The following is a 1,410-nucleotide window of genomic DNA, read 5'->3' as shown; positions in this document are numbered from 1 at the left end:
TCGTTTTTCAAGGAGTGTGAGCATCCGCGGTCGCGGTGGTCGAAGTGTCCTCACCCTTACAAGATCCGCTACCGGTCGGCGGCGGGAAAGCAGGTGAAGGAGTCCGGGTTCGCGACCCAGGACCAGGCGATTGCACGTTTGACGGAGATCTACAACGCGAAGAAGGCGGCGCCCCGGGGCCAGGCGAAGGCGGAGCGGATCGCACGGTACGGGGCGATGCGGTTCGAGGAGTACGCCAGCGAGTGGAAGGCCGGGCAGCGGGATCTGGGGCCGGCGTCGGTGGTGCATCTGGAGTCGCTGCTGAACATCCATCTGCTGCCGCTGCTGGGCAGCCGGCGGATGAACTCCTTCGACCACAAGGTGGTTGAGGGCTTCCTGCAGACCATGGAGCGTAACGGCATTGGCCTGGCCGCTCAGGCGAACGCCTTCGACAAGCTGAAGGCGATCCTGCTGGACGCGAACCGGCTCGGGCTGTTCGACGACAACCCGGTGGCCGGCATCAAGCCGCCGCAGTACGACCCCAAGCGGGTGGTGATCCCCTCACCCGAGCAGCTGCAGCAGATACGCACCGCCGGCGACGACAGCTTCCTGCTGGTCGCCGATCTGATGAGCGGATGCGGCATGCGCAACGGTGAGGCGTTCGCGGTCAACCTCAACAACATCGTCGCCGACGACGTCTACCGCATCACCGAGCAGGTCAACCGCACCACCTGCCACTACGAGCGCCTCAAGCACCGCAAGGTGGGCGAGTACCGGGACGTGCCCCTGCCCGCGCGGGTACGGCAGACCATCGAGTGGTACGCCGCCAAGCACGGCACCGTCGACGGCTACCTGCTGCGCCACCCCGGCGACCCGTCCCGCACGTTCCCGCACTACCACATCGCCAACCAGTGGCAGCGGATCAAGAAGGCCGGCCAGGTCGACATCCCCGACGGGATGGTCGTCTACGGCATGCGGCACTTCTTCGCCTCCAACTGCCTCACCCACGGCATTCCCATCACCGACGTCGCCGAGTGGATGGGCCACAAGACCATCGAGATCACCTTCAAGATCTACCGACACCTCATGCCCGGCTCCATCAGCAAAGCCGCCAAAATCCTCAACCTCGACCTCGCCGCATGAAAGCGGTTTACCCAGTGCCGACGGTGCGGGCCGAGTAGTCCGCCCGGTCGTCGCCAAGGTGGTCGCACTCGGCCAGCGTGCCGTCCAGCAGGACGAAGTCCGCCTCACCCTCGCGGAGGACCTTCAGCAGACCCGGCGCGCGCTCGGCGAGCAGGTCGATGACCCGGCTGGTGTAGGCGTGGGCGGTGGACTCGCTGATCCCGAACCCGCCAGCGATCCTCGCCAGGGAGGTGTGCTCGCGCAGGTACACCAGCGTCGCCGCCATCGACGCTGGGACGGACGGAGCTA

The 1,410-nt window shown here is 66.3% G+C and carries 1 protein-coding gene and 1 pseudogene; one reads left to right on the top strand and one right to left on the bottom strand.

Going from position 1 to position 1,410, the window contains the following annotated elements:
• Positions 1-1,122: tyrosine-type recombinase/integrase (locus ABT254_RS46440; RefSeq protein ID WP_351483754.1), on the top strand; the 1,122-nt coding region annotated here is incomplete at its 5' end.
• 5 nt (positions 1,123-1,127) lie between these two features.
• Here the strand turns inward: ABT254_RS46440 and ABT254_RS46435 are convergent.
• Positions 1,128-1,410: pseudogene (locus tag ABT254_RS46435) on the bottom strand (helix-turn-helix domain-containing protein); the annotation flags it as partial.

This window comes from Streptomyces sp. NPDC001137 (assembly GCF_040298885.1).
In the GTDB taxonomy this organism is placed as follows: Bacteria; Actinomycetota; Actinomycetes; order Streptomycetales; family Streptomycetaceae; genus Streptomyces.
The sequence above is the reverse complement of the archived record's forward strand: the minus strand, read 5'-3'. Positions and strand labels throughout refer to the sequence as shown.